Origin of the sequence: Candidatus Poriferisodalis sp. (genome assembly GCF_965237655.1) — a bacterium.
GTDB lineage: Bacteria > Actinomycetota > Acidimicrobiia > Acidimicrobiales > Poriferisodalaceae > Poriferisodalis.
In genome coordinates, this window is sequence record NZ_CBDEGB010000002.1 from 2,148,938 (window position 1) to 2,170,590 (window position 21,653).

The 21,653-nt window shown below is 65.6% G+C and carries 15 protein-coding genes and 3 pseudogenes; 11 read left to right on the forward strand and 7 right to left on the reverse strand.

Features of this window, described 5'->3' with window-relative positions:
* Positions 1–58 precede the first annotated feature (58 nt).
* The gene (locus ACPXYO_RS18165) at positions 59–727 is read right to left on the reverse strand and encodes a hypothetical protein (RefSeq protein WP_423923487.1); all 669 of its coding nucleotides are present in this window, start codon (positions 725–727) and stop codon (positions 59–61) included.
* A gap of 163 nt (positions 728–890) precedes the next feature.
* On the opposite strand from ACPXYO_RS18165, the gene ACPXYO_RS18170 reads away from it, so the two are divergent.
* Together ACPXYO_RS18170 and ACPXYO_RS18175 are read left to right on the forward strand one after the other, a co-directional pair.
* Positions 891–2,357, forward strand: coding sequence for an amidase (locus ACPXYO_RS18170; protein WP_423923489.1), 1,467 nt, complete (start codon positions 891–893; stop codon positions 2,355–2,357).
* A gap of 189 nt (positions 2,358–2,546) precedes the next feature.
* On the forward strand, positions 2,547–3,710 hold the full coding sequence (locus ACPXYO_RS18175) for a CaiB/BaiF CoA transferase family protein (RefSeq protein ID WP_423923491.1): 1,164 nt from the start codon (positions 2,547–2,549) through the stop codon (positions 3,708–3,710).
* Between the two features lie 57 nt (positions 3,711–3,767).
* Here ACPXYO_RS18175 and ACPXYO_RS18180 read toward each other — a convergent pair whose 3' ends face one another.
* Positions 3,768–4,631 (reverse strand): acyl-CoA thioesterase, encoded by an 864-nt coding sequence (locus ACPXYO_RS18180; protein ID WP_423923493.1) that lies wholly within the window; start codon positions 4,629–4,631, stop codon positions 3,768–3,770.
* A gap of 233 nt (positions 4,632–4,864) precedes the next feature.
* Between ACPXYO_RS18180 and ACPXYO_RS18185 the strand changes: the two genes are divergently transcribed.
* The 4 genes and pseudogenes from ACPXYO_RS18185 (at position 4,865) to ACPXYO_RS18200 (ending at position 9,230) form a co-directional block, all read left to right on the forward strand.
* Positions 4,865–5,122 carry a hypothetical protein gene (locus ACPXYO_RS18185; protein ID WP_423923495.1) on the forward strand — a complete coding sequence of 86 codons (258 nt, stop codon included), beginning with the start codon at positions 4,865–4,867 and terminating at the stop codon, positions 5,120–5,122.
* Positions 5,123–5,565: 443 nt separating this feature from the next.
* Positions 5,566–6,486, forward strand: a pseudogene (locus ACPXYO_RS18190) (choice-of-anchor R domain-containing protein); the annotation flags it as partial.
* Between the two features lie 178 nt (positions 6,487–6,664).
* A complete protein-coding gene (locus ACPXYO_RS18195; protein WP_423923497.1) occupies positions 6,665–8,239 on the forward strand; it encodes a choice-of-anchor R domain-containing protein in 1,575 nt (524 codons plus the stop codon).
* The gene (locus ACPXYO_RS18200; protein WP_423923499.1) at positions 8,205–9,230 is read left to right on the forward strand and encodes a choice-of-anchor R domain-containing protein; all 1,026 of its coding nucleotides are present in this window, start codon (positions 8,205–8,207) and stop codon (positions 9,228–9,230) included. The genes ACPXYO_RS18195 and ACPXYO_RS18200 overlap by 35 nt, the downstream gene beginning before the upstream one ends.
* Positions 9,231–9,285: 55 nt before the next feature.
* Here ACPXYO_RS18200 and ACPXYO_RS18205 read toward each other — a convergent pair whose 3' ends face one another.
* From ACPXYO_RS18205 to ACPXYO_RS18225, 5 genes are all read right to left on the reverse strand, one after another.
* Positions 9,286–10,758, reverse strand: a complete 1,473-nt coding sequence (locus ACPXYO_RS18205) for an amidase (protein ID WP_423923501.1) — start codon at positions 10,756–10,758, stop codon at positions 9,286–9,288.
* Between the two features lie 124 nt (positions 10,759–10,882).
* Complete coding sequence (locus tag ACPXYO_RS18210; RefSeq protein ID WP_423923503.1) at positions 10,883–11,239, reverse strand: type II toxin-antitoxin system PemK/MazF family toxin; 357 nt, start codon at positions 11,237–11,239, stop codon at positions 10,883–10,885.
* The gene (locus tag ACPXYO_RS18215; RefSeq protein ID WP_423923505.1) at positions 11,229–11,480 is read right to left on the reverse strand and encodes a hypothetical protein; all 252 of its coding nucleotides are present in this window, start codon (positions 11,478–11,480) and stop codon (positions 11,229–11,231) included. The genes ACPXYO_RS18210 and ACPXYO_RS18215 overlap by 11 nt, the downstream gene beginning before the upstream one ends.
* 207 nt (positions 11,481–11,687) lie before the next feature.
* Complete coding sequence (locus tag ACPXYO_RS18220) at positions 11,688–12,833, reverse strand: aromatic ring-hydroxylating oxygenase subunit alpha (RefSeq protein WP_423923507.1); 1,146 nt, start codon at positions 12,831–12,833, stop codon at positions 11,688–11,690.
* Positions 12,834–12,843: 10 nt separating this feature from the next.
* Positions 12,844–14,175 carry an aspartate aminotransferase family protein gene (locus tag ACPXYO_RS18225; protein WP_423923509.1) on the reverse strand — a complete coding sequence of 444 codons (1,332 nt, stop codon included), beginning with the start codon at positions 14,173–14,175 and terminating at the stop codon, positions 12,844–12,846.
* Between the two features lie 228 nt (positions 14,176–14,403).
* On the opposite strand from ACPXYO_RS18225, the gene ACPXYO_RS18230 reads away from it, so the two are divergent.
* The 5 genes and pseudogenes from ACPXYO_RS18230 (at position 14,404) to ACPXYO_RS18250 (ending at position 21,588) form a co-directional block, all read left to right on the forward strand.
* Complete coding sequence (locus ACPXYO_RS18230) at positions 14,404–14,607, forward strand: hypothetical protein (protein ID WP_419552642.1); 204 nt, start codon at positions 14,404–14,406, stop codon at positions 14,605–14,607.
* Positions 14,608–14,634: 27 nt separating this feature from the next.
* The gene (locus ACPXYO_RS18235) at positions 14,635–15,924 is read left to right on the forward strand and encodes a deoxyguanosinetriphosphate triphosphohydrolase family protein (RefSeq protein WP_423923511.1); all 1,290 of its coding nucleotides are present in this window, start codon (positions 14,635–14,637) and stop codon (positions 15,922–15,924) included.
* 174 nt (positions 15,925–16,098) lie between these two features.
* Positions 16,099–16,320 (forward strand): annotated as a pseudogene (locus tag ACPXYO_RS18240) (transposase family protein); the annotation flags it as partial.
* A gap of 358 nt (positions 16,321–16,678) precedes the next feature.
* Positions 16,679–17,278 (forward strand): annotated as a pseudogene (locus ACPXYO_RS18245) (ISL3 family transposase); the annotation flags it as partial.
* A gap of 56 nt (positions 17,279–17,334) precedes the next feature.
* Positions 17,335–21,588, forward strand: coding sequence for a hydantoinase B/oxoprolinase family protein (locus tag ACPXYO_RS18250; protein ID WP_423923925.1), 4,254 nt, complete (start codon positions 17,335–17,337; stop codon positions 21,586–21,588).
* The last annotated feature ends 65 nt before the right edge of the window (positions 21,589–21,653 follow it).

Here is a 21,653-nt window from a genome sequence, read left to right on the forward strand (position 1 = left end):
ATTCCTTTCGCCGAGGTGGTTTCGCGCAGAACCTAGTGCGCCTGTGTGAGGGCTCCGATCAGCGTTCCAGGACCGGCTGGGCCTCGACGACTCGCAGCATGACCGGGGTGGGGATCACGATGGGCCCGACGGTGCCAGCGAGCCCGGTATTGGATGTCCATCGGACCGTCCAGACCGACTGCACCGCTCCTCGGAAGCGACCGGATCGCCGCGCTGTAGACGCCCGCTGGAAGATGTGGCTACAGGGCGAGCGAGTGCCCGGCACGAGCCACCGCAGCCCCGGCCCTGGGCAGGAAACGAGCGGCGAGCCGTCCCCGGGAACCAGTTGCAAGGCCACTGGCGTTGCAACAAGGGTGACCACAACGCTCCCGGCCGCAACGATCCGCACGATGGGTCGCCAGCTTGCCGCCGGCACCCAGAACCAGGTGTCGACTCCGGCGAGCGTGCGAACGCGCCGCGCCGGCGGCGCGAACAGCGGCACGGGTCGTGGGAACGACAGTGACGACAGTGCTCGGTTGGCAGCGACGCCCACTCGTCGAGCGCGATGGTCTGGATCACGGCTGGACACCACGATGTGCACGCCCTCCAATGCCGGGTCCCGTGCTGGCGGTCGGTCGGGCAGTCCAGAACTGCCGCCACCGAGCGTGAGCGCCGGACCGGCCGCCTCCGCCGGCAGCGCAGCGAGGCTGACGGAACACAGGCATGCCCCCAGCACGATGAATTTCATGAGTTCTCGCACCAGCACACTGTCGTGGCAACCGTCCCGTCAAGCAAGTGGTTTTCGCACTGTCGGCGCAGACGGGCGGCGGGAAGAGGCGGCGAACTAGGTTGCCAGCACTGTTCGTTACCAACTTCTCACTACGAACTCGTCGGACCGGGAGGACCTGCACATGGCCGCAGACGATTTCGCGTACGCCACGACGATGGAGACTGCGGCGGCCATCGCTGCTGGCGACGCCTCCTCCCGAGAGCTGCTCGAAGCCGCGCTCGGGAGAGTCGACCGTCTCGACGGTCCCATCAATGCGGTCGTCGCCCTTGATGCCGAGCGGGCACTGGCTGCCGCCGACGCCGCAGACGCTGCGGTGGCGCGGGGCGACGAACTGGGTCCGCTGCATGGTGTGCCCATCACCATCAAGGACTCGTTCCAGACCGAGGGGCTCGTCACCACGTCGGGTGCCCCGGCGCTGGCCGAATTCGTGCCCGAACGCGACGCCGACCCCGTCGCCCGCTACAAGGCGGCTGGGGCGATCGTGTTCGCCAAGACCAACCTGCCGCTGTTCGCCGGCGACGCCCAGTCCTACAACGAGGTCTACGGCACCACCGCCAACCCGTACAACATCGAGCACACCCCCGGCGGATCCTCGGGCGGGTCAGGCGCCGCGCTGGCCGCTGGCTATACGCCGCTCGAGCTTGGCTCCGACATCGGCGGCTCCATCCGTATCCCGTCGCACTGGTCCGGTGTCAGCGGGCACAAGCCCAGCTACGGCGTCGTCTCGGCGCTCGGCCAGATCCCCGGCATGCCCGGGACGCTCAGCCAAGCCGACATCGCCGTGGCTGGCCCGATGGCCCGTGACGTCGACGACCTCGAGATGGCGCTCGACGTGCTCGCCGGACCAGACGCCTGGAACTCGAAGGCCTACTCGCTGGATCTGCCACCTGCCCGTCACAACGACATATCCGACTTCCGGGTGGCGGTATGGCTGGATGAGGAGTCCTGCCCGATCGACACCCAGTACCGGGAACTGCTGTTGGGGGCCGCCGGTGCCTTGGAGCAGGCGGGTGCCCGGGTTGACATCAATGCTCGCCCGGCATTCACCTACGACAAGGCAGTCGACACCTTCCTGCACCTGCTCTCCGCAGCCGAAGCCGGTACTTGGACGCTTGCGCAGTTGGAAGAGTTCGCCTCCTCGAATGACGAGCCTCAGGGAGATCTGGGCATCTGGTACGCCGCGATGCGGCATCGGGAGTGGCTGAGCTGGCATGAGCGCCGGCTGCAGCAGCGTCGGCGCTGGGAGGACTTCTTCACCAATTGGGACGTAGTGCTGTTGCCGGTGACCCCGACCGCCGCGGTCCGTCACGATCACAGCCGTCCGGCCACTAATCGCAGGATCACCGTGAACGGCGAGACCCGGCCGTACTTCGACATCATCAAGTGGATGGGCCTGACCGGGGTGTCCTGGCTGCCTGCAACCGTGGTGCCCGTCGGCATGGTGCCGGCAGGCACCGGCGAGCACGGCGGGGACCTGCCGGTCGGCGTGCAGATCGCCGGGCCGTTCCTGGAAGACCGCACGACGCTGGCGGTCGGTCGCTTCTTGCAAGAGGCACTGGACGGCTTTCAACGGCCTGCCGGCTTCTGAGCAACGCAGCGCCCATCCAATCGCCTCTCGCCAGAGGTGCGGGCCAAGCTGTCTGGCGAGTTCTCCGACCATGATGCAACCGGCGTTGCACGCGGTGAACGCTCAGGATCCCGCAGGATGGAACGCCGCTGCCACCAGATTCATCCGGAATCACGCAGAGACGCCCCGAAGCCGCTAGAGGAGTCATCCATGGGTACAGGACCGCTCGAAGGCATCACGGTGGTGGACGTCTCCACCGCCGTTGCCGGCGCATGGGTGTCGAGCCACCTCGCCGAGATGGGCGCCGATGTCGTGCTGATCGAGAAGGTGGGCACATCGGACGTCATGCGGCGAACCGGCGCCATCGTGGGCGACCAGTCGGGCAGTTGGGTCCAGATGCACCGCAACAAGCGCGGCATGGATCTCGACATTCGCAACCCCAAGGGACGGGAAATCCTGCTGGAACTTGTCGATTCTGCTGACGTGTTCGTCCAGAACTTCCGGCCCGGCGTGGCCGAGCGTCTCGGCATCGGCTACGCGGACCTGAGCGCCGTCAATGCCGGATTGGTGTACCTGTCGGTGTCGGGCTTCGGTCCCGATGGACCGTATGCACACCAGCCCGTCTTCGACCCGATCATCCAGTCGCTCTCGGGAATGGCCGACGTGCAGGACGGCGATTACGTCAAGTCTGCTGTGGTCGACAAGACCGCAGCGATGACCGGGGCCAATGCGGTGCTCGGGGCGCTGCTGGCACGCGCCAACGGTGCCGACGGCCAGCACGTCGAGGTGAACCTGCTCGACTCGATGCTGTCGTGGATGTGGCTCGACATCTTTTGGAACGAATCAGTGCCCGATGCCCCGCCGACACCCACTTATCAGGAGTGGTACAACCCGTGGAAGACAGCCGACGGTTGGGTGGGCGCCATCTGGGTCACCGAGGCCCAGTACACCCGAGCCTGCGAGGCCCTGTGCGCGCCTCACCTCGTCGGCGACCCACGCTTTGCCACGCGGGCAGCCAGGCTGCAGAACGCCGTCGAACAGCGAGCAGTGTTCGGCAAGCTGTTCGGCGAGCTCACGTCTGCCGAAGTGATCGAAGCCTTGCAGCGGGCCGACGTTCCGTGCGCACCGGTGCTGCGTCTCGCCGAGGTGTTCGACGATCCGCAGGTGCGACACAGCGGAACCGTCATCACCCACGAGCACCCCACAGCGGGCCGCATTCGCACCACTCGCTTCCCCGCTCGATTCAGCGAGACCCCCACCCAGCTGGAACGCTTGGCGCCGGGCAAGGGCGAGCACACCGACGAGGTGCTCGCCGAACTGGGGCGCTCCCCCGCCGACATCGCCATGCTGCGCAAGGACGGCATCGTCGCCTGAGCGCTAGGTGCGCTGGCAACCGCCGGTGCGTGTTGGCGAGGTGGCACGCGGGCGCAGTCAGAGGCGGGCCAGCGCCTCCTGAACTGCCGTTGCAACGAGGCGACCGTCCTGCCAGAAGCGGGCCTCGGCGGTGCCGCGATTCCCGGCCGCCGTGAGCGGTCGCTGCTCGCAGTAGATCCACTCGTCGGCACGAGCGGGTGCATGAAACCACATGGCGTGATCGAGGCTGACCACCTGGACGCCGTCGTCTAGCCAGGTGACGCCGTAGGGCACGATCACGTTGTCGGCAAGGCAGTCGTCGCTCATGTAGGCGATGACCGCTTCATGGATGGCGGGGTCGTCGGGCAACCGGCGGGGAGCTCGGAACCAGTAGTCGATGCCGCCGCGTGGCGACGGTCCCGTCGGGGCCCACGGGGCATAGGCAAGGCGGTATTCCACTGGCCGGGTCATGTATGACCACTGCTCTCCGAAGATCGGGCCCACCTCGGCGATGCACTCCTGAAAGGTGGGCAGTGACTCGGGTGGCGCCACGTCGGATGGCATCGGGCACTCAATGTCGACTGGGCCCGCCTCGGGAACATGGAAAGTCGCCATGAGCTCGAAGATCAGCCGGTCGAACTGGTGCGCTTGCGCACGTCGCGTGCAGAAGGCCCGCCCGTCGCGCACTCGGCCGACGGTGTAGTCCACGTCCGACATGCCGTCGCCGCCCCGCAGGAACACGGCATGTACCGAATTCATCAGCCGTCCTTCATCGACGGTGCGCTGCGCCGCCACGACCGCCTGCGCGAGCACATGGCCGCCGTACAGGCCGAAATCGTCGAAGCCCGAGCCCTTGCCACGAAAGGCATCCGATTCGGCATCGACACGCTGCAGGTCCAGCACGTCGAGCAGCTCATCCAAGGCCACCAAGGTGTCTTTCACGGCCTAGTTCCTTAGCAGATTCCCTGGGCGCAAAGCTGACCCGAGATGGCGAGGGCGAGCCGGCGATGGCGATTGCCACACCGCCAAGACCGAAGATGGATGTGGCTGCGTCAGTTTCGACAGGGCTCCCGTTGCGCACAAGCGAATTTGCTTCCGTCGCAGGTTTGCAGATTTTCAAGTGTTTTCAATAAGTGTCGCAGGCCCAGCCGGAACGAGTTTGATACGGTTACGACATGACAGCCGCGGCGCTCGCTCAGATCGCCACGATGGTGCTCGCTGCACTTGCAATCGTGTGGCACCAACAACGCAGCACCGACAAGGTTCGTGCTGAGGTCGGCGACGTGCGCATAGAGGTCGCTCTCAATGGGCAGAGACTCGCGCGCATTGAGGGCTATCTGGGGATCGGCATGCCCGCAGATGCTGCAGCCGGGGCTGCGGGTTCTGCTGGTTTGTCGTCGTCTCACGCCGCGGAGCCTTCAACTGATCCATAGTGATCTGGAGTACCTCGCCATCGGAGAAGAGGCACTCCACGCACACACCCCAGCTGTGCGAGCGATCCCAACGAACTACATCGCGCCCACAACTAGTCTTTCCGGACCCCGGCGCCCGAGAGGAACCTGATGGTGAAGCCATTCCGCCTGTTGCTTGCAGGCTTGGTCGTTGCAACGATTGCTCACCATTCCCGTCCGTGACAATTGACATTTCGGAGTCGCGGAGTGCGCATTAGTTCTCCGCCGGCCGAGTCTCACGAGGTTTCTTCGTAGCCGGGGGGCGAGACGAATCCGCCGAGCGAGCGCTCGATGAGCGACGCATTGCGGATCGAGCGGCGGTCCCCCTGGACTTCGCGCCGAGTTTACGTAGTGTGAGATACCATCAGAATTTTATGCATATCTCTCACGTACTGTGGTCGCTTCGCCGTAATGGGTTGCGCGCCATGACCCCCCCCCCCCCCGGGACCTTGGCGCTCGGCTTGCGGGAGGTAGGTCGTGACCGCCTCCCGGCGTCTTGCGACGCTCCCGCCGCAGCTCATTGCCTGGCGGTGATTGCCACTGTGGCGATCGTGTTGTGGCTTGCCAACGCCCAGACTCCCGCTCACGCCCAGACTCCGCCTAACCAGTCCCCCACCGGCGCGCCGCGGGTTTTGGCTTCTGCGGAGGATGCGGGGGTGTTGGCTGCGGACGTTTCGCGTGTTGGGGATCCTGACGGGATCCCCAATGTGGGCAATCTGGACGCGACGGGCATCCTGCACGATTTCTCCTATCGGTGGGTCCGGGTCGACAGCGGCACCGGCGTCGAGACCGTGGTGGGCGCCGACTCGGCCCGCTACCGGCGTGTCGCCGCTGATGTCGGCAAGCTGGTCAAGGTGGAGGTGTCGTTCACCGACAAGCTCGGCACCCTCGAGACTGTCACGAGCGGGCCGTTCGGCCCGCTTGCGGGGCTCCCGAGGCTGCCCTCATCGACGCTGGTCGCCAACACGGGCCAGACGCACTCGGCCACGGCGATGATCACCGAGCGGTACGCGATGGGATTCGAGCTGGGCGATCACGGCCAGGGCTATGAGATCTCGGGCGTGTCGATCGAGCTGGCCGCGGTGCCGTCGAGCCTGACCGTGTCGCTGTGGGCGGGCACCGCTCCTGGGCTGTCCGCCGTAGGCGCGAACACCAAGCTGTTCGATTTCGGGAACCCGCCGTCGTTCGCCGTCGGCCTGAACGAGTTCACGGCCCCGGCGGGCGCGTTCGCGTACCAGAACCACGATTACTACGTCGTGCTGTCGGGTTTCGGGTCGTCGCTGTCGATCAAGGAGACGACCTCCGACAATGAGGAAGCGGGCGGCGAGACGGGAGCGACGCTGGGGGACGACGCGGGCTCGCGCGCCGACGTGCTGCGCCTGGCCGTGAAGGGCTCGCCGGACCCGCGGCATCCTGGTCTCGACCTACACGCAAGTCGCGGACAGCCAGGAAGTCGTCTCGATCAGCGACGAGCTCGGTGTCGAGTTCACTGTCGGGACAGCGGATCGCTACGTCATCCGCGGCGTGTCGTTCAGCATCGACGACTCAACAACCCGCAATGGGGGCTTCACCAACCCGTGGGAACTGCGCTCGGGAAGCACCGAGCTGTTCCGGATGGTCAGCACACGCCAGATATACGGCATCAACGAATTCACCGCTCCCCAGGGCGCGACCGTGACAGGAACCGACTCATACGAGTTCTTCCAGGACATCGACTCGGTCGAGCGGATGGGGGGCGTCGCCCTGGGCCGCCACCGTTGCACCTCGTCCACAGCGGTGGACTCGCCGTCGGCGACCGGGGTGACCCTCGACGGCAACACCGGGGTCTTCTCATGCGACCCGCCGCTGATGGCCGTGTTCGGCGAGCCGCTCGCCGCGATGGTCCAGAACCTCGGCCAGACCGACAACAGCTACCAGACTGTCGGCAACGCCACCGCCAAGGTGCTCTCGCAAGGCTTCACCACCAGTTGCTGCGAGACCGACGATTCCGAGTCCGATGCCGCGTTGTACGGGTACCGGCTGCAGGGGATCGGCGTCGACATCGAGGGCTCCGACAGCAGGTTTCCTGACGGGCCGTCGTCGGTGTCGGTGTCGGTGCACGCCGACTCGGGCGGCAAGCCCGGCGAGAAGCTGTTCGACCTCCTCAGCCCCAGCGAGTTCGCGGCCGACCACGCCTTCTTCGAGGCGCCGCCGGACACGCATCTGGCTCCTGACACGTCTTATGTGCTGGTGTGGCGCCACAACAGCGGCACCGTGCACCGGTTGGCGAAGACAGCGAGCGACAGCGAGGACTCGAGCGCTACAGCAGGCTCGGCCATCGCGAACACGTTCTATCGGGGCGCAGGCCTTGACAATCTGACCGCGGACTCAAACAGCGATGTCTTGGAGATCGCGGTGTACACCGTGGTCAACGACAAGGCCCCCTTCGTGGCCCGCGGTGTCCCGGTGACCACGACCTGGCTTCACATTCCCGACGGCGCCGAGGTGGGGGACCAGTTCAGGCTGGTGTTCGTCACACAACGCGCAACGCTTCCCACGTCGGGGGACATAGAGGACTACAACAAATTCGTCCAGGAGGAGGCGGCGGGGACCCTTGTGCGGGGCGAAGCAGTCGCCGTGCCGTACACCGATCCGGTCATCCACAGGGTCGCGTCGCAGTTCAAAGCGGTGGTGTGCACCGCGGCGGTCGACGCGGTGACGAACACCAAGATTGCGGAAGCGGGCGCCATCGCGGTGCCGGTCCACTGGCTGGACGGCGGCTGGCAGGACCGTCCCACGCTGATCGTGGAGCAGTATTCCGATTTCTATGGCGACGAGTGGGTCAACACCGAGCACGGCGCCTATGTCACCGGCAACTCCGCCCATTTCCGCGAGACCGCCATGGTGTGGACCGGGTGCGACGCCTCTGGGGTCGCGGACCCGCTGTTCCCCATGGGAACGAACAACATGGGGCTCATCGCCGCGGGCTCACCGAGAGACCCGGCGGCCAACAACGCTCCAATCGGCGCGGTCGATGCCAGTGTGGGGCGCGTCACCGGCAACGACGACGAATACAGACCGCTGTATGCCATTTCGCCAATCTTCACGGTCGTCCCGTGAGCTGGGGTTGACGGGCTACCACAGCGGCGGGATACAGCGCACCCTTGGCGCTGCTCGGTCAGGGTTCGCGCAGGCGTTCACGACGGGCACGAACACCGGCGGTTACGCGCTGGATGCGGTCGGCATCCAGGTTTCGAGCTTTCCTGATATGTCGAGCGTGGGGGACCAGCTCCAGGTGACCATCAACAGCGCCGCAACCGACGGCGAGCCGGGCGACGCGCACTGCACCTTGACCCATCCGTCGACCTTCACGACACCGGGCGTGATCTCCTTCGACGCGCCCACAGGTGAAAGCGCCTGCCCGCAACTGGTGGCCGAGACCACCTACTTCGTCGTCATCGAGTGGGTCAGCCCGAGCGGAACCGACGCATTTGCGCTCATCCCGCAGACCTATTCCACCGAGGAGTCCGCTGCCAGCGACGAGGACCCCGGAGGTGCGCAAGGCTGGTCGATAGCCGACGACGCCTACTACCTCACCGTCGGCTCTGACACCCGGACATGGAATGCCTACGACGAGACGGCCAGCTTCAAAATCAAAGTGACCGGAACAGTCTCGGAACAGACCACCGACGCTGAGACCGAAACAGACACCGACTCGGAACCGGCTCCCCTCACCGTCAGCGTGACCGTCGCTGCCCCGACGACCCACAACGGCTCGACGGCGTTCACCTTCGACCTCGAGTTCAGCGAGGAGTTCGGCCTGAGCTACAAGACCCTGCGGGACCACGCCTTCAACGTGACGGGCGGATCGGTACAGAAGGTGCAAAGGACCGACAAGCCCAGCAACATCTCCTGGCGCATCACGATCAAGCCCAACTCCACCGGCGACGTGACGATCGAACTCCCGCCAACCACGGACTGCAACACAACAGGGGCCATCTGCACCGGCGACAACAACAAGCTGTCCAACTCGCTGAGCTTCACCGTCTCGGGGCCGAGTATCGGGGCCCAGCGGTTCTGGTCGACTTACCGGCCGGCCAACCTACCCTGAAGTGCGATTCGAGGGGCTCTCACAGCATCCGTAGCCCAGCGCGAATGCCGCTGGGCTACTCGTAGCCGGGCGGCGAGACGAAGCCGTCGAGCGTGCGCTCGATGAGGGCCGCATAGCGGATCGAGCGGCGGTCGCCCAAGTGCGGGGCGACGATCTGGATGCCGACGGGCAGGTTCAGCCCGTCAGCGGTCAGCCCTGCGGGTGCCACCGTGCCCGGCAGGTACACGCTGCAGCTCCAGCCGGCCCAGAACAGCTGATCCACGCCCAGCTCTTGGTGGCCGTCGATGTCGATGGTGCGGGTGGGCCGCGTGCCGGTGTGGTCATGGACGAACGCCGCCGACGCTGCAATCGGACACAGCAGCAGGTCGTAGTCGTCGAAGAATCGCGCCCAGGCTTGCCGGTAACCCTCGCGCTTGTTGTGGTGAGCGAACCACTCACGGTGGCTCATCGTCATCGCGTAATCGACCAGCGACTGGTAGTCCCCCTCGCCGTCGTTGTACCGGTGGGCACGGGACCGCGCGTCGTTCCACATCGCGTCGTCGGCCAGTGCGCCCGTAGCGGCTCGCAGCAGCATGAGGTAGTTCTCGTTGAATTCATGCTGGTCGATGTCGGGCGTGGCTTCGCTGACGTCAGCTCCTGCAGCGGCCAGCGCATCCACCGCCCGCTGCAAGGTGTCGATCATGGCTGTCGAGTTGCGAATCACCGGCGTGTCCAGCATGACGCCCACCCGGAACGCCCCCAACGTGTCGCGATGTTCTGGTCGCAGCGCCACGCGGTAACCGTTCGCGTCGAAGCCGGACGGCCCCCCAAGCACATCAAGCGCCACATCCAGATCGGCGGCGCTGCGCGCCAGCGGGCCGCACACCGCGATATCGCTGCCGACCAGCGCACCAGGCACGGCGTGACCACCGTCGGGCACCAACCCGTAGGTCGGCTTGTGGCCGAATACGCCGCAGTAGTGGGCGGGGTTGCGGATGGAGGCCCCAATGTCCGAGCCCAGTTCCAGCGACGCCATGCCCGTGGCGAGCGCCACTGCTGAGCCGCCCGAGGACCCGCCGGGCACGCGGGTCAGGTCCCACGGATTGTTGGTGCAGCCGTAGACGTCGTTGAAGCTTTGCCAGTCGCCGAGCATGAGCGGCACGTTGGTCTTGCCCCAGATGACCGCGCCCGCCTGCTGTAGCCGAGACACCGTGACGGCGTCGGTGTCGGCCACGTTGGCGGCCCAGGCTGGATTGCCCCACGTCGATGGCGTGCCGGCCCAATCGAAGGCTTCCTTGATGGTCATCGGCACACCGTGTAGCGGCCCCCAGCACTCGCCCGATGCCAGCGCTGCATCGGCGGCGGCGGCCCGCTCGCGCGCCTCGATCACCCGGGTGAGAATCACCGCGTTGACTGCCGGGTTGAAGCGCTCGTACCGCTCGATTGCGCCCTCGAGCGCATCGGCCGCCGACACGCGTCCTCGCCGGATCAGTGACGCCAGCTCGACCGCCGGCATGAGATTCGGATCTGTATTCGTTGCGTCTGTCATCGCGCCGAGACTAGGAGCCAACCGGCGGCTGCGTCCGACTGTCGTCCCCGGCTCAGCCCGAGCCGAGCTCCCCAGCTCAGCCGTTGATGCGCCTCGCCTGCGCGGTCCCGAGAAGGTGGGCTGGCTACAGGCAGAGAGCGTTCCGCAGGATCTCGTCGATCACTCCAAGTCCGAGTGCATCAAGCCGTCCGAGCCTTTCGACGAGGCGATCGGTCGAGACAGCCCGCACTTGCTCAACCTGAAACGCCGTGTCGGTGACCAGACCATTCCTGTTGTCCGGGGAGAACGCCGGATGCAATGGGATCCCACGAATCGCAGACGTTCCCGGGATCACGATGACCATCTGCAGATTTGGATGGTGCAGCCGGTCGTCCGACACGATGAGCGCCGGGCGCTTGAAGGCCTGTTCGGGGTCCTGTGGGTCCGCGCCGAAGTCGACCAGCCAGATATCGCCACGGATCAGATGTCCCTCACGGACCATCGAGACCATCCGCCACCGCCGCGTCCAAGCCCGCACTCTCCCCCAGATACGAGGCCGTTTGCGCGGCGTCCAAGCCATCAAGCGCGTCGCGAACCGACAACCACCATTCCTCACGGCCGAGCCGACTCACCGCGTCGGTGACGACACCGAGCATCGTTGTGCCTCGCTGCTCAGCCAGTCGAGAGATCTCGTCCCGCAACTCCTTGGGAACACGAAGGGTCGTAGTCTCCGAAAGCGCCATGAATGTAGCCTACCTAGGCCGCTGCAAAGAGGCCCGCCTGCGTAGACGCCAGGACGCTCCGATGAGCTGCCAACCCAGGCGTGCACGTTCGAACATCGACCGCGGGCCGGGACTCAGCTCGGCAGCGCGGCCGTGGCGGCTGCCAGGAGATGAGCGATGTCGTCGTCGGTCATCGCCAAGCTGAGACAGCCGACTCGCTTGGGGGAGCTAGGAGTCGCCGGCGCGGCGGTAGGCGTCGAGCACGAGGCCGTGGAAGTGGTGCAGCCCGTGCTCGGACAGGCCCGAGCCGCCTGGGTCGCACACGAGGCGGCCCTGGGTGAATGCCGGTGTGCTCATGCCTCGCTGCACGCTCTCGACCAGCGCGACGTCCTCGGGCTGCAACACCTCGTCGATGTAGCGCATCGACTCGATGTCGGCGGGGGTCAGCTCTGCTGTTTCGAAGTAGAAGTCGATGGTCTCCAGCGTGCGCTCGGGCCCCGCAGGCACGATGTGCAGAACACTGAAGTTGCCGCGACCCGGGTAGCGCATCAGGCAGGTGTTTGGCCACAGCCACCACACGGCAAGGTCCTTCACGCTGGAGCCGTCAACGTTGTAGGCGGCATTGTCCGAATGGCCGGCTCGGGCCATGTGGCTGGAGTAGATGCTGTGGGTGTCGACCCGGTAGGTGTCCATCTCCACCAGCGTCACGAAGTCGGGGTGGGCGATGTGGCAGTGGTAGCACTCGAGGAAATTGTCGACCACGTTCTTCCAGTTGGAGGCGATGTCGTAACCGAAGCGACGGACGTGGGTGAGGTTGTCCACATCGGGCGCCCAGCGAGCGATCTCGTCGCCGAGTCCTTCGGCCTGGGTGGACAGCGGGGCGGCTGACGGGTCGAGGTTGACGTACACAAAGCCGCCGAACTCCTCTGCTTGCACTTCTGTCAGGCAGATGGTGGACGGATCGAAGCCTGCGATGTCGTCGGTGTGGCGTGCCCGGTGCAGACTGCCCGACAGGTCATAGGCCCAGCCGTGGTACGGGCACACAATGCTGGCGGTGTGGCCCGCGCCCGACAGCAGGGCATGGGCCCGGTGCTGGCAGACGTTGTAGAAGGCCCGCAGAACGCCGTCATTGCCGCGCACGACGGCGATTGGCATGCCTGCGACGTCCAGCGCCGTGTAGTCGCCGGGTTCGCGCAGTGACTCGACGTGGCCAACCCATTGCCAGCTACGGGCGAACACCTCTCGCTGCTCGATTTCGTGCCAGCGGGCGTCGGTGTAGGCGTCGGCGTGCAGCGACATCGACTCGGTGGGATCGGGGTCGTACCCGGCGAAGATCCCGATGTCTGCGTCCTCAGTCATGTGGTCGGTCGGCATGTACGGAGAATTATGGGCTCGGCAGAGATGCTTCTGCGGCCACGAGGAAGTGTTCGACGTCGTCGTCGCTCGTGGCCAGGTTCAAACAGCCCAGGCTCTCGGCAATGAAATAGACGCCGTGGGCTTGCATGCGCAGGCCGAACTCGGTGATCTCAGTCGCCTCGTCGCTCGACAGGTGCGAGTCGCGGTAATTGCGGATGGTGCGGGTGTGCGGATGGACCCGGAAGAGACTGCCGGCACCGGTGACCTGCCAGTCGAGACCCGCTTTGTCGAAGATCGACCGCAGCCCGATCCGCACCCCTTCACCGATCTTGTCCAATCGGGCGAAGGCTTCGCGGTCGAGCTGGGCCATCGCGGCGTGTCCGGCAGTCATCGTGATTGGGTTGGCAGCGAAGGTGCCGCTTGATGGAACTTTGGCCCGGTCGCCCGACACGCGAGTGAACATCGACATGGGGCCTTCGCGGCCAGCAATGGCTCCCACGGGGAATCCCCCGCCGATGATCTTGGCCAGCGAGGTGATGTCGGGGTCGATGCCGAGCTTCGTCTGTGCCCCGCCGTATCCGAGCCGGAACGAGATCACCTCGTCGAGCACGAACAGCGCTCCCACCTCCCGGGTGGTCTCGCGAATCGCTGCGATGAACTGCGGATCGATGGCGGGCATCCCCACACGGTTCGGCATGACGTCGAGCAGCACGCCAGCCAGCCGATCGCCGCCGCGTCGGATTGCTGCGCGGGCACCCTCGGCATCGTTGAACGAGATGATGCCGACCTCGTCTTCGACCGACGCGGGCGTGCCGACGGCGTAACGCACGGTGGCGGGCGCCGCAGCGTCACCCCAGTTGGTGGGATCGGGCGACTGGCTGGCTTCCGCGTGGTCGTAGGTGCCGTGATATGCACCCTCCACCTTGATGACATTCGGCCGTCCGGTGTAGGCGCGGGCGGCCTTGAGCGCGCCCATGACGGCCTCGGTCCCCGAATTGCAAAAGCGGATGAGGTCGAAGCTCTCCACCCGGCCGCACAGCAGCTCCGCCAGTTCGATCTCGGCGTCGTTGGGCAGCGAGAACGCTGTCCCCCGGGCCATCCGGGCCCCGACCGCAGCTGCAATCGCCGGGTCGGCGTGGCCGACGATGATCGATGCGAAGTTGTTGTTGCAGTCCAAGTAGCGGTTGCCGTCAACATCGGTCACCCATGCGCCCTCGCCATGGTCGACGTAGATGGGATGGCCTTTCCGAAGCAGCGTTGCTCGCGAGGTGCCGTCGGTGATCGACTGCTGCGCCCGCCGGTACAGCGCCGCGGAGTGATCCGTGGACCATGGCCCCGCCAGGGTTGCCCGGACGGTCATCGGCGCTGAGCTTGCTCAAACATCGGCCAAGTCTGGCACCGGTCCCCCGCAGGGGGCGCGTCTTGCGGCCAAGCAAGGTCAGACAAGCGCCTGACGTACGGTTCCTCACACGACAACACGGCAGTCCAAAATTTCCGCTCTGGCCGCTCGCGTCGCCGGTACAGTTCGGCGCAGCGGCTCCGGACGACGCGGGTCGCCCGGGGAACGGACTTGGAGGCGGAGGTCACCGTGACTGATGAGCGAGCGCAAGTCATCGATGAGGCCATCCGCAATGCAATTGAGAATCATCTCGATTGCGACGGAGGATGGCTTCGAGAGGCGGGCAAGCAAGCAGATGCTGACCTTCCGGCGCTGCAACGTCGCTTCTACAAGATGCTGTCCGAGCACACCGTCACCTTGGGTCCAGGCCTCGTCCCCCAACTCGTCAAGTAGCTCACGGCGAGTAGCCGGGACATTCGAGTGCGCGAGCACCGACGGCACGACAGCGCTTCACCCGACGACCCTCGTCCAAACGGGGCCCGTGATCGTGATCGAGTGTTGTATTGCGATCCCTTCCGACGGCTCCTAGGCGTAACACAAGTTGTCGGAGCCCATGAGGGCCTCACCTTTCATAACCGCCTAACACATTCCATGAAGGTCGGACAGATCGCCCGTCGGCTGGCTGAAGACACTCACCGCAATTTTCAACCCCAGCAAATCGACGATTTGGGCGGCCTAGATCCGGAAGTGGCCGAAGCGGCTGCCCTGGCGCACGATATTGGCCACCCGCCATTCGGCCATGCAACCGAACGCACACTTGACGAACTGGTACGCAATGAAGGGTGCCATGATGGATTTGAGGGCAATGCACAGAGTTTTCGAGTCATAACAAAGCTTGCGTTCACGAAAGCTGATCCCGATACCCCTCCAGGCCTAGATCTGACACGGGCAACCTTGCGCGCTGTGTTGAAGTACCCATGGCTAAGGGATCTGGATTCGAACAACCACCCTAGGATCGACAGCGATCGCAGCAAGAAGTGGAGCGCATACGAAACCGAGCTTGAAGACTTCAAATTCGCGATGGAACTTCAGCCCGCAGACGAGAATCAACGGAGTCTGGAGGCCGAAATCATGGACTGGGCTGATGACGTTACATACGCGGTCCATGATCTTGAGGACTTCTACCGTGCCAACCTCATCCCGCTTCCAACGCTCATCATGGACGAGGACACTGGCTCAGAATTCTTAACAGAGGTATGCAGAGAACGAAATCTCGATAGTGAGCTGGCTCAACAAGCGTTTCAGAACCTGAAGGTGCTCCTTCCGGACACACCATTCATTGGCACGGCTGCCAGTATTGGGCGTCTCTCGGTAATGCGCAGTTCTCTGATCACGACCTTGTTGCAAGCATTTGAGATAGACGAGAACGGCAAAGTCATGGTTCAGCCTGAAGGCCGGACACTCGCCGAGATTCTGAAATACCTCACGCGAAAATTCGTCATCGACGCTCCAAGCCTGAACGCTCAGCGGTATGGCCATAGGCGGATCATCACGGAATTGTTTGATGCCTACTGCGATATCGGCTCCAAGAGCGGACCGAATTCTACGCCGCTCAGCACGCCCTTTTTTGACCGCAAGTTCTATCTGGAATGCCATTCAGCGCGTCGCGCCGCCGATTTCATCGCAAGCCTCACGGACGATCAGGCAATCAGACTGTATAGGCGCATCACGGGTCAATCCCTCGACTCAATTCACTTGCCCATTGCGTGACGTCCACTTGTCACCTCGTCACCGAATACGACGACTGACTCATCACATTTGATGAGCCTGCGCGGAAACGTGGGGATTGGGGTGGTTGAGGGTCCCTGAGCAGGGGTCGAGGCCCTGCTGGGATCGGTGATTGCAAGATCACGATCCAGGAGGGCCTCGATGGCTGCCGATGTTATGCGGGTGCGGTTGCACCTGCGTCAGATACGCGTGCTGAGTGTGCTGGTCGACGAGGTCGACGAGCTGTGTGTGGAGGTCGCGTCCACGGTCCGGCGGGCTCGGTGCCCGGGGTGCGGGCTGGGCGGCGCGGGGGTGCATGACACGCGTCGCCGCGAGATTCGCGATCTGGAGGTGTCGGGTCGGCTGGTGACGCTGGTGTGGCTTAGGCGCCGGTTCGTTTGCGGTGACTGCGACAGGCGCTGGGTGGAGGACCACCCCGAGTTCGAGGGCCGCTTGACGCGGCGTCTGGCGCGCAGGCTGGTCACCGACGCCAAGGTGATGCCGATCCGAGCGGTGGCTCGCCGTCACAAGGTGGGCTGGCACGCGGTGATGACACTGGTGGCGAGCTGGTCGGCGCTGGTCGCGTGCCATCGCCGCGGTCGCCGCTGCCGGGTGCTGCTGGTCGATGAGACCTCGATGCGCAAGCGGCACCGCTATGTGACGGTGATCCAAAACGGCGACACCGGCGAGACCCTGGCCATGGTCCCCCACCGCAGCGCAGCGGCGCTTTCGGGGTTCCGCAGCTCAGGGGCCTCGCTGGTGCAAAGGCGTCAAGGTCGTGGTCTCCGACGGCTCCAAGGCGTACAAGGCCGCCATCGAGGACCGCCTCGGCCACGCCCGTCACGTGCTGGACCGGTTCCATGTGATCCGCTGGTTCAGCGCCGGGCTGACAGCTGTGCGCCGCGACGTCCAGCGCCGACAGCCGCCCGGCGTCAAGCCCGCGTTCGACCGCGAGGTGTTCCGGTCACGGTTCTTGCTGCTGCGCCGCGGCGACCAGCTCAACCCAGCCGACCGTGCACGCCTCGAGAAGCTCTTCGACGACCATCCCCGCCTGCGAGCAGCCTGGGAAGCCCTCCAGGAACTGCACGGCCTCTACCTCGCCGACGACGAACAAGGCGCCCTGGCCGCCCTGGACCGGTTCGCCGATCTCTACGCCACCGGCGAGCTGCCCGAGTTCAGCTCCGTCGTGGACACCGTCATCGCCTGGTCCACCGAGATCCTCGCCTGGCACCACACCGGCCGACCTTCGAACGGCCGAATCGAAGGTGCCAACAACCTCCTCCAAGTGCTGCGAAGAACCGCCCACGGCTTCACCAACCCCGCCAACTTCGCCGCCCGCGGCATCCTCACGACATAATGACCCCCACCGATCCCGGCAGTCCCAATCCCACAAAACCGCGCAGGGCCCATTTGATGCGTGTGCAGACGCCCGACGGGCAGCGCGTGGTGCGCCGCGAGTGCGGCTGCGGGTTTCGTGAGCCGAGTCGAGGCCAAGGGTGCGAGACTGGGCGTGTGAGCAAGTCCACCACGCCTCCTGTAAGCGACAGCTCTACTGGCGGTACTGCCCGCCCACCGGGGCGGCCTGCCGCGCCATGGCGGATCGGCGTGGACGTCGGAGGCACTTTCACCGACCTGGTCCTAGCCGATGCGCGAGGCGCAACGTGGGTAGCGAAGGTGCCTTCAGTGCCTGCAGATCCCAGCCGGGGAGTGCACGCCGCGCTCGCCCGCGTCGCCGTGGATCTCGGCATGCCGCTGGGCGATGTGCTCACCGGCTGCTCGCTGTTCGTCCACGGCTCCACTGTCGCCACCAACACCATGCTCGAGGGAACAGGCGCCGTCGTGGGGCTGATCGGAACCGAGGGATTCCGCGACACCCTGGAGATCCGCCGAGGGATGCGCGAGGACCAGTGGAACCACCGCGCCCCGTACGCGCCTGTGCTGGTGCCCCGGTACCTGCGCGCCACGGTTCCCGGACGCATCGATTCCGATGGCACCGAGCACCAACCGATGGACCTGAGCGGGCTCGACTCGGTGCTTGAGCAGTTCGCCAGCCACGACGTCGAGGCGGTCGCCATCGCGTTCATGAACTCGTTCGTGAACGACTCACACGAGCGCGCCGCTGCCGAAGCCGTGCGTGAGCAGTGGGACGGCACATGGGTGACGACCTCGGCTGCGGTCTCACCGCTCATGGGCGAGTACGAGCGCACCTCCACCACCGTCGTGAACGCCACGCTGTCACCGAAGATCGTGTCCTACCTGCGTTCGCTGAACGATGAGCTCGCGGCGGCTGGATTGCGTCACGCGATCCTGCTGGTGCAGTCGAACGGCGGAGCCGCGTCGGTTGATCAGGTGTCGGGGCGACCCGTGAACCTGCTGCTGAGCGGCCCCGCAGCCGCCGTCGGCGCGCTGAACCTCTACCGCGATGCCGTGGACGCAGCGTTGGTCAGCAATGCAGATGCGTCCACTGTTTCTCACGGCAAAAATGCCGCCTCAGGCGGCAAAAATGCACAGAGTGTGGTCTCCAATGGCAGAACTGCAAGCAGTTCCGCCCTGCCCGGAAACCTCATCTCGATGGAGATCGGGGGAACCTCATGCGATGTGCTGCTCATGTCGGGCGGCGAGGTGGACACCCGCGACGACATCATGATCGCGGGCTACCACGTCTCCACCCCTGCCATCGACATCCACACAATCGGCGCAGGCGGCGGGACCATCGCGGGAGTCGACGAGGCCGGCCTGCTGTACGTGGGGCCACAGGGCGCTGGCGCCGATCCTGGTCCCGCTTGCTATGGCCACGGCGGCACGCTGCCGACCGTCACCGATGCACAGTTGGTCCTGAGTCGCCTTCGCCCCGGTAAATCCGCTGGCGGCACCCTGGATCTCGACATCGACGCGGCCCGCGAAGCAATCCGCACCCATGTGGCCGAACCGCTCGGAATGACGATCGAAGAGGCAGCGGCCGGCATCGTCGAGGTCGTCGAGCAACACCTGCTCAGCGCGACCGAGCACATCTCGATCGAGCGGGGACACTCGCCACGGCGCTTCACGATGGTGGCTGCGGGAGGCGCCGGACCGATGCACGGCGCCTCGGTCGCCGCGGGCCTTGGCTGCGATCGCGTCTATGTGCCCCGTGATGCGGGCGCTCTGTGTGCCATCGGGATGCTGCACTCCGATGTACGCCAGGACTTCACGCGATTCCTGATGGGCTCGCTGGATGAGCTCGACCTCGGCGAGATCGACGCTGGATTCGAGGCCCTGCGCGCTCAAGCGCTCGAGGTGATGAGCGGTGAGGGCTTCGCTGCCGACCAGGTGGCGCTCGACTGCGAGCTGGAACTGCACCACCCCGGCCAGCTCTGGTCCATTCGCGTTCCGGCTCACGGCGAGCCCGGCCCCACGGGGAGCGGGTCTACGGTCGACGCTGCCGCAGTCCGCACGGCATTCGAAGCCGAGTACCAGCGCCTGTACGGGCACGTCCAGTCCGACGGGACGATCATGGTGGCCTCGCTTCGCCTTGTGGCACGCGCCTCCACCGGCGACGTCGCAACAACCGAGACCCCCGCAGCGACCGGCGAGCCACAGCCCATCGAGACGCGTTCGGTGTGGCATGGGCCGTTCGGCTGGTGCGACACGCCCGTCTTCGACGGTGACCTGCTCCAGCGCGGTCACACGATCGACGGTCCGGCGCTCGTCGAGGAACTCACCACAACGGTCGTCGCTCGTCCTGGGGACCGGTTGTGGGTGGACGCCAACGGAGATCTCTTCATCGACCTCGCCCTAGTCGACGAGGACGCGAGCGAGTCGGCACCGGGTGACGCGTCGGTGTCTCGCAGCGTCCAGTCGGGCCGAAGCCGAAGCCAAGCAAACGGCGAGGCAGCGACCGGACTGGACCCGATCGTGCTCGCGGTCATGCAGAACCGGCTCGATCAGATCAGCAAGCACATGGGCTGGGTCATGACGCGCACGGCGCGCAGCACCATCTTCAGCCAGAGCCACGACTTCTCGTGTTATGTGACGACACCCCACGGAACGCTTGTCGCCAATGCCGACGGCATCCCGATTCACACCGGAGGCGGCGGCTTCGCCGTGCGTGCCCTGCTGAAGCGATACGAGGGCCGTATCAATCCCGAGGATGTCTTCCTACTGTCGGATCCCTACGTGGCCGGCGGCAACCACCTGCCCGACTGGGTCATCGCGAGGCCGGTCTTCATCGATGACGATGAGTCGCGTGCCGACGGCGCCGGCGAACCCACGCTCGTCGGTTTCTGCTGCAATCGCGCGCACCAGTCCGACATCGGCGGCGGGCTTGCGGGCACCTACAACCCTGAAGCGACCGAGATCTGGCAGGAAGGCATCCGGCTGCCGGTCATGAAGCTGATAGAAGCCGGCAAGCTCCGTGACGACCTCTGGGAGCTGCTGCTCATCAACTGCCGGACGCCCGAGCTGCTCGACGGCGACTTGCTGGCAATGCTGGGATCGACCCGCATCGGGGCCGAGCGGGTGCTCGGCCTCGTTGCAGAACTGGACATCGAGCCCTACCTGGCCTACCTCGACGGTGTCCTCACGCATGGTGAACGACGCATGCGAACCGCCATCGCGGCGCTGCCCGACGGCACCTACTACGGCGAGGACCGCACCGACAACGACTGCTTCGGCCCCGCCGACATCGCCGTCCGGGTGCAACTCACCGTCGCGGGCGACCAGATGACGCTGGACTTCACCGGCACCGATCCCCAGATCGAGGGTTTCAAGAACAGCTCGGTGGCGAACACCTACTCGTCGGTGTACTTGGCCGTGTCGTCGTTCTTCGACACGTCGATCCCGCGCAACGAGGGCACGTACCGATCCGTGCGGATCATTGCTCCCGAAGGCAGCATCGTGAACGCACTGCCACCTGCTCCGATGACGATGAACACCGTGTTCGTCGCCCACGAGATCGTGATCGCGGTGTGGCAGGCACTCGCGCAGGCCGATCCCGATCGGGCCTGTGCGGCGTGGTCCAAGACGATGCACGGTCACGTCACCGGGCGCCGCGATGACGGCACCACCTGGGTGATGTACCAGTGGCATGCGATGGCAACACCCGGAGCGACCGCCGAACGCGACGGCTTCCCGCAGATGGGCCATCTCATCACGCTCGGCGGCCTCGACCTGCCGAATCTGGAGTTCCACGAGCAGATGTATCCCGTGCGCTACATCCGCCATGAACAGCGCTGCGACAACGCCGGCCCAGGCCAGAAGCGCGGCGGAACAGGCGTGCGCTACGAGGCCGACATTCTCAGACCGGCCATCTGGTCGTTCCGGGCCGAAGGCCTCGACACGCCGTCGGGTCACGGCGTGCGCGGCGGCGGCACCGGCGGCGTCGGTCTGGAGTGGATCGTCCCCGTCGACACTGACGCCGACGGACCGACGTTTGTGCCGCCCAAGTACGGGGTCCAGCGTCTTGGTCCGGCACGCATGATCGCCGACACACCGGGCGGGGGCGGCTGGGGTAACGCACTCGAACGGGAGCCCGCTGCTGTGCTGCGAGACGTGATGGACGACGTCGTCAGCATTGAGGGTGCGCGTCGCGACTATGGCGTCGTCATTGGCGACGACGGCCGATCCATCGACATCGATGCCACCAAGCAACTGCGTGCAAGCGGCCGCACTCCTGCACCGACCGCCTGAGCCCTACACCCAATCCCGCCGTTGGGACCCGACGGTCCGACATCACACTTCGAACACGGAGACGC